Below are 7,165 nucleotides of genomic sequence, written 5' to 3'. Positions count from 1 at the left end.
CATTGAATACGGGAAGAAGCAGTACCGAAAGGAGCTGTGGACTGTATTGAAGAGAGAATGCCGGAATGAGTAGCGAGAATAAGGTGAGAATCCTTATGGCCGAATATCTAAGGTTTCCAGGGTAAAGCTGATCTGCCCTGGGTAAGTCGGGACCTAAGGCGAGGTCGAAAGACGTAGCCGATGGACAACAGGTTGAGATTCCTGTACTGCGTTAGAACAGAACTGTGGGGACACGTGTGGAAAGCACAACCCGGGAATGGAATCCCGGGGCAAGCGAAGGAGGAGTCACATAGGAAAAACCGTGTGGCAATCCAAAGGCGTGATGCGGACCGAACTAGAGTAGGGAAGTGTGTGAGCCATGCGTCAAGAAAAGCCGCTATTGTTTGTAACGTACCCGTACCGTAAACCGACACAGGTGGATGAGGAGAGAATCCTAAGGCCGACGGAAGAAGCATTGCCAAGGAACTCGGCAAAATGACCCCGTAACTTCGGGAGAAGGGGTGCCCGTGTAAAAGCGGGCCGCAGAGAATAGGCTCAAGCAACTGTTTAGCAAAAACACAGGTCTATGCGAAACCGAAAGGTGAGGTATATGGGCTGACGCCTGCCCGGTGCTGGAAGGTTAAGAGGAGATGTCAGGAAACGAAGCATTGAATTTAAGCCCCAGTAAACGGCGGCCGTAACTATAACGGTCCTAAGGTAGCGAAATTCCTTGTCGGGTAAGTTCCGACCCGCACGAAAGGCGTAATGATTTGAGCGCTGTCTCGGCAATGCATCCGGTGAAATTGAAGTACCAGTGAAGATGCTGGTTACCTGCGCCAGGACGGAAAGACCCCATGGAGCTTTACTCCAGTTTGGTACTGGGATTCGGTATTGCATGTACAGGATAGGTGGGAGACTAAGAGGTAGTGACGCCAGTTGCTACGGAGTCGATGTTGGGATACCACCCTTGCAGTATTGGGTTTCTAACCAGCCGCCGTGACCCGGCGGTGGGACAATGCCAGGCGGGGAGTTTGACTGGGGCGGTCGCCTCCGAAAGGGTATCGGAGGCGCCCAAAGGTTCCCTCAGAATGGACGGAAACCATTCGAAGAGTGCAAAGGCAGAAGGGAGCTTGACTGCGACACCGACGGGTGGAGCAGGTACGAAAGTAGGGCTTAGTGATCCGGTGGTATTAAGTGGGAATGCCATCGCTCAACGGATAAAAGCTACCCTGGGGATAACAGGCTTATCACTCCCAAGAGTTCACATCGACGGAGTGGTTTGGCACCTCGATGTCGGCTCATCGCATCCTGGGGCTGTAGTAGGTCCCAAGGGTTGGGCTGTTCGCCCATTAAAGCGGTACGCGAGCTGGGTTCAGAACGTCGTGAGACAGTTCGGTCCCTATCCGGCGTGGGCGTAGGATATTTGAGAGGAGCTGTCCTTAGTACGAGAGGACCGGGATGGACAGGCCGCTGGTGTATCTGTTGTAGTGCCAACTGCATGGCAGAGTAGCCAAGCCTGGAAGGGATAAACGCTGAAGGCATCTAAGCGTGAAGCCCCCCTCAAGATGAGATATCCCATTCTTAGGAAGTAAGACCCCTTGAAGACGACGAGGTAGATAGGGCAGAGGTGGAAGTGCAGCAATGTATGGAGCTGACTGCTACTAATCGGTCGAGGGCTTGACCAGAAGCTGAGAAATCAGTGGAGCGGCAAGTGTCTGCATGGTTTCGGTTTTGTATATGTAGTTTTGAAGGTACGATGAATGAATATTCCTCCTTAGCTCAGTCGGTAGAGCATGCGGCTGTTAACCGCAGTGTCGTTGGTTCGAGTCCAACAGGGGGAGCTTGTTTTAAATAACATAAATATCCATGGCTCCATGGTCAAGCGGTTAAGACACCGCCCTTTCACGGCGGTAACAGGGGTTCAAATCCCCTTGGAGTCACTCAACAGAATATGTTGACAAACTAGTCTATAATATGTTAGACTAAAAACGTGCCGATGTGGCTCAATTGGCAGAGCAGCTGATTTGTAATCAGCAGGTTATCGGTTCGAGTCCGATCATCGGCTTCATGGACCTTTAGCTCAGTTGGTTAGAGCAACCGGCTCATAACCGGTCGGTCCTGGGTTCGAGTCCCCGAAGGTCCATCGCTAAAGGTTAAATGAAATAATAAAATAGAATAAGGCCCAGTGGCTCAGTTGGTTAGAGCGCCGCCCTGTCACGGCGGAGGTCGAGAGTTCGAGTCTCTTCTGGGTCGTTTCGAGTAAATCACTCGATATGCCGCAGTGGCGGAACTGGCAGACGCCCGGGACTTAAAATCCCGTGGGTAGTGATACCCGTACCGGTTCGATTCCGGTCTGCGGCATTAATTTTTTGCTTCAAATTCAGTAAGGATTTGGAGCATTTTTTCATTTTGTACCAAATTTGTACCTTGTTCTAAGAATACACATCATTCTAATATCTCTCAATCTTTGATTGGAAAATTATTCTAAATAAAAAGAAAAATCCCAATTATTTTTAAATTTCATACAAAAAGGCTTCAAAAACTGTAATCCTTTGTTATAATATTTTTAAAGAATTAAAATAGAGAAAGGAAGCGAAAAAAGATGAAGATTTGTCCAAAATGTGGAAAGCGGTATGAAGAAAACCAAAATTTCTGTAAAACTTGTGGAATGCGTCTGGTAGAAGAAAATCAGCGCCCATCAGGAAATCCGCCAGTAAAAAAGAAAAGTCATATCGGTTTATACATAATGATTGTAATCTTTGCAGTCTGTATAGGTGCAGGTGCTTTTGCAGTGGTTAAAATTTCTGATAATAAAAAACAGGAAGAAGCAGAGCAGAGTCAGGTCAGTAAGAATGATAAAAGCACAGACAAAGCCGATAGTAAAGATGCGGAAGAGAAAGATTCCAGAGAAACAAAAAAAGATGCAGAAGAAGATGTAGAGCCGGTTGAAGGAACTATGACCGCAGAAGAAAAGGCAAAAGCAGAAGAAAAGAAACAAAAAGAAGAAGAAAAGAAAAAAGAAGAGGAAGAACAGAAAGAATTATTAAAGAAATACGAGGAACAGGAAGCACAGGAGGCAGAAGCAGCGAAGAAAGCAGAAGAAGAAAAGAAATCCCAGGAAGCTGCTTCAAACAGTCAGAGTGCTTCAACAAGTTCATCAAGTTCAACCGGCAGTAGTACCGACAACAGTCTTTATGCAAGCTGGAGTGAAAAAATAGTGGGAGCAGAACAAAGTGATACAGCCATTTTAAATGAAGTAGGTGCTTCGGATGACTTTAATACAAAGATGGCAAAACAGGAAGCACGTTATCAGTTATGGGATGGGCTATTAAATCAGATGTGGCAGGATTTAAAGGCATCCTTACCGGAGGATCAGATGTCACAGCTTACAAGTGCGCAGGTGGATTGGATTCATCAAAAAGAAGCAATGATATCACAATACTGGGAATCTCAGAATGTGGATCATTCTGGATTTAATGAAGCACCAGCGGCAGATACAACCAAACAAAGAGTGTATTATCTGTTGGATTATTGTCCAAGAAGTAATTAACCGAATCAAGTAGTGAAGCAGATTTAGAATATCAATATCTGCTTCACTCCAACGTAATTACAGTTCTAATGATGTTAGAATCAAAGAGGGAGGTTTGGATATATGTTTTGTAAATATTGTGGTAGGGAAATTAAGGAGGGCGAAATCTGTACCTGTAGACAGCAGAGTTCTAAAACTCCATATCCAAAGCCGGATATTCGTCCAGTCATGCCTGAACAGGAAAATACGCAGAGACAAGGAATAAATCAGAATCAGGGAAATTCTCAAAATCAGGGAACGACTCAGAATCGCAGACAGCAGACTCAGTTTGAGAGAAAACCGGTAAATAGAACACCAGTAAATAAAACATCAACTGCACCACAAAATCAGAGAACCGGAAAAAAAGATGGGAAAGGATTGGCAGTCGCGTCTTTTCTGCTTAGTTTTCTGCTTTTAGTTAGCTTTGTTTTATTAAGAGTTGTATTGCAAGATTTCATGCAGGAAAGTACTATGTTGGAGAGTATTTATCCGTATTTAATTTATGTTGTGCCGTTTTTACTTGGTCTGGGAGCATTTTTATGTGCAATTTTTTCTCTTCAGGATGCAAGAGTGCGTACGCTTTCGATTTCCGGAATTTTAATCAGTGCGATTTTTGTTGCAGGAATTTTTGTTTCTAAGGTACTGTTTCCTTATGAAGCAGACAGCTATGTGGCTTCATCGGATAGCAGTGATGAGAAGGAAGAAGATACTGAAACTGATAAAAAAACAGATGATGAAAAAAATAATAAATCAACAGATGAATCTTTGTTTGAGGATTTAAAGAAGAGATATAAAGAAGGAAAATTAGACTATGCACAGGCTCGAAACGAATTTAGGGAAAATGCTGTATACTTTACTAATGAAGAGAATAATAGCCCAGTAGATGTAGCTGAATTTGGAGAAAAGATAGAGGCGGATTTTGAAGAAAGTATGGAAAAGCTTGCTAAAAAATCTGATTATGAAAGTATTTTAAAGCAACTTTCAAAACAAAAAGAAGAGTTAAAGTATGAGGATGAGCTTATCACAAAACTGAGTGAAAAGTATGAACCAGAATATATTTTGTATTTAGATACAGAGAGCAAGAATCTGCTGGCACAGGGCAAAAAGGACGACGCATTAAAATTATTAAAAAATGGAAAAACATTGGTGGAAGATACCGATGCGGTGGATAATTTAATTGCGGAAGCAGAAGAGGGAGTAACCGGAGGAGATTATATTTTACCGGAAAGTAACAGCAGATATCTTACAGATGCAGATGTCAGCGGATTAACGCTTCAGCAGTTAAATTATGCGAAAAATGAAATCTATGCAAGACATGGAAGAAAATTTGATTCTAAGGAACTCCAGAATTATTTTGGAAGCAAATCATGGTATAACGGAACGGTCAATGCGGCTGACTTTAAGGAAACAGTATTTAATGAATATGAAAAGAAAAATGCAGAATTTTTAAGACAGAAAGAATTTGCAATGCATGATGGAGGATATCAGTTAGACCAGTAAGAAAGAGTGAGGAGAAGAAAGATGAAGTGCATTAATTGTGGATGTGAATTGCCAGAGGGAGCAAGATTTTGCGGTAATTGTGGAACACCACAGCCGGAGCATCAACAGGAAGAACAGCAGTCAGGACAACAGGTGCAACAAAGATTTTGTCCTCATTGTGGAGGAGCGAATGATGCCGATGCTGTATTCTGCAGTATCTGTGGAAAGGATATGAATGGGGACGGACAACCGGTGGTTGAAGAAACCATGTCAAAGAAAGTTCCGAAAAAGTTAATTGTGGGAGCAGTAGGTGTTGTTGCGGCAGTTGTTGTTATCGGCGGAGTTGTAAAAATCGTTGGAGGACTGGGAGGCAGTAAATCCGATTCTTACATCACTTATGTAAAAGATGGTTATATTAATCAGTCCGATATTGAACATTATAAGAAAAAACCAGTAGAGTATCAGGGAAGATACGGAAGCACAAGTGATGATGGAGAGAATTATTCTGCCGGTGTGAGTTACTCCAAAGATGGAAAATACATCTGTTATCCTACAGATGTAAATTATGGCGATGATGATATAGAATTTCGTTTAAATATGCAGAAAGTAGGAAAGACAGAAGAACCGGTTAAGATTGACAGTTCGGTTACAAGTTATACAATTTTGGACAATAATAAAATTTTGTATAAGAAAGCCGGAAATGATACGCTTTATATTAATGATAAGAAGGGAAATAAAGAAAAAATTGCTTCTGATGTCAATTATTTTTATTTAGATAGTGACCAGAAAAATATTGTGTGGAGCGAATCAAACGGAGATGGCACGATTAACGTCTGCCAGCAGGATGTTGCGCTTAAAAAAGAGAAAAAAACGTTGGCAAAAGACGTGGATTCTTTCTATGCAAGCAGTGATTTAAAATATGTTGTAGTCCAGGAACAAGATACTCTTTATATGGTGGAAAATTTTGGAGAAAAGCAAAAAATTGCTTCGGGTGTAGAAGATGTTTCTTACGATGATTTAGATAATGGAGGAATCTATTACACAAAAAGTTCAGAGGAAACATTAAGTGCAGAAGATGTGGTTGAAGATGACTGTGCAGACAGTGATGCAACGATTGAAGAGCCGGATAGAGAAGATTATAAAGTTGAAAAAATCGAGAAAAATGACTGGACCGGAAAATACGAAAAAGTAGAGTCTGTAGATGAAGATGCTTATGATGCGGCTTATGAAAAATATTATGACAAAGAAAATCGAGATGAAATTCGTGACGCATTAGAGGATTATGAAATTTCTACACCAGTGGAAAAATTGTATTATGTAAAAGATGGAAAAGAAACACAGGTAGATGCTACAGTTGCACAGATGTATTATTATACTGGAGACTGGAAGGGTATTGTGTATAGCCGTTATAATATGGATGATGTTCCGAAGTTAAAAATTTCTGAGATTGACAGTGCCAGCAGTATTGAGTCTGATTATTATCAGATGCTTTCAGAATCCGCACAGACTTGTGTGTATACAGAGAAAGACAAAACCGTTGTATTGGATGAAAATCTTGCGACTGTATGGGGCGTAGATGCAGATTCTAAAACCGGATATGGAGTAAAAATGCAAGATTCCGGTTCAGAAGATGAAGACGCAACCTATAACTTATATTCATTCTCTGTAGATAATAATTCAGATGGAAAATGTAAACTGATTTCCGAAGATGTGGCATATTATCAGGAATTAATAAAAGATGGAGATGTGTACTATCTGAAAGATACAGACAGTGACGGAAATGGTGATTTATATTGTAACGACAAAAATATTGATTCTGATGTAAAATCCGGAACGCTTTATACAGTGCCAGATTCCGATAATGTGCTTTATGCAGTTGATTACAACAGTTCAAATAATAGTGCAACTTTAAAAATGTATGATGGAAAGAAAGACAAGATTATTGCAGATGATGTCTATTCTTATCTTCCAATTGATGAAAAACATATTGCACTTTTGATTGATTATAGTATGAAGTCTTATCGTGGTGACTTACAATATTATCTTGGAAAAGAAGAACTTAAGAGCATTGATGAGGATGTCAGCTTTATTTTTGGCGGAAAAGAGATTTATTAAAAAAATTTATTAGAATAAAATTTA

General features: G+C 41.2%; 3 protein-coding genes, 6 tRNA genes and 1 rRNA gene (1 of these 10 only partly in view). All 10 read left to right on the top strand.

The window, feature by feature from the left end:
• A 23S ribosomal RNA gene (locus ACYQ2D_RS07400) occupies window positions 1-1,664 on the top strand; it begins 1,222 nt to the left of the window's first position.
• 83 nt (window positions 1,665-1,747) lie between these two features.
• Window positions 1,748-1,820, top strand: a tRNA-Asn gene (locus tag ACYQ2D_RS07395).
• Window positions 1,821-1,847: 27 nt separating this feature from the next.
• A tRNA-Glu gene (locus ACYQ2D_RS07390) sits at window positions 1,848-1,919 on the top strand.
• A gap of 52 nt (window positions 1,920-1,971) precedes the next feature.
• Window positions 1,972-2,044, top strand: a tRNA-Thr gene (locus ACYQ2D_RS07385).
• Between the two features lie 4 nt (window positions 2,045-2,048).
• Window positions 2,049-2,122: transfer RNA gene (locus ACYQ2D_RS07380), tRNA-Ile, on the top strand.
• A gap of 36 nt (window positions 2,123-2,158) precedes the next feature.
• Window positions 2,159-2,232 (top strand) — tRNA-Asp (locus ACYQ2D_RS07375).
• Between the two features lie 22 nt (window positions 2,233-2,254).
• Window positions 2,255-2,340: transfer RNA gene (locus tag ACYQ2D_RS07370), tRNA-Leu, on the top strand.
• A 241-nt stretch (window positions 2,341-2,581) separates the two neighbouring features.
• The gene (locus ACYQ2D_RS07365) at window positions 2,582-3,529 is read left to right on the top strand and encodes a lysozyme inhibitor LprI family protein (protein ID WP_117457928.1); all 948 of its coding nucleotides are present in this window, start codon (window positions 2,582-2,584) and stop codon (window positions 3,527-3,529) included.
• A gap of 102 nt (window positions 3,530-3,631) precedes the next feature.
• The gene (locus ACYQ2D_RS07360) at window positions 3,632-5,047 is read left to right on the top strand and encodes a YARHG domain-containing protein (RefSeq protein ID WP_459785022.1); all 1,416 of its coding nucleotides are present in this window, start codon (window positions 3,632-3,634) and stop codon (window positions 5,045-5,047) included.
• A gap of 21 nt (window positions 5,048-5,068) precedes the next feature.
• Entirely contained in the window at window positions 5,069-7,141 is a 2,073-nt protein-coding gene (locus tag ACYQ2D_RS07355; protein WP_117457926.1) for a zinc ribbon domain-containing protein, read from the top strand.
• The last annotated feature ends 24 nt before the right edge of the window (window positions 7,142-7,165 follow it).

Source organism: Blautia stercoris, assembly GCF_054657695.1.
Note: the sequence above shows the minus strand (reverse complement) of the source record. Positions and strands in the feature narration are given on the sequence as shown.

Bases quoted from the DNA above. Each gene is read 5' to 3' on its own strand.
- ACYQ2D_RS07365 (WP_117457928.1), top strand. From the start codon at position 2,582: ATGAAGATTTGTCCAAAATGTGGAAAGCGGTATGAAGAAAACCAAAAT.
- ACYQ2D_RS07360 (WP_459785022.1), top strand. From the start codon at position 3,632: ATGTTTTGTAAATATTGTGGTAGGGAAATTAAGGAGGGCGAAATCTGT.
- ACYQ2D_RS07355 (WP_117457926.1), top strand. From the start codon at position 5,069: ATGAAGTGCATTAATTGTGGATGTGAATTGCCAGAGGGAGCAAGATTT.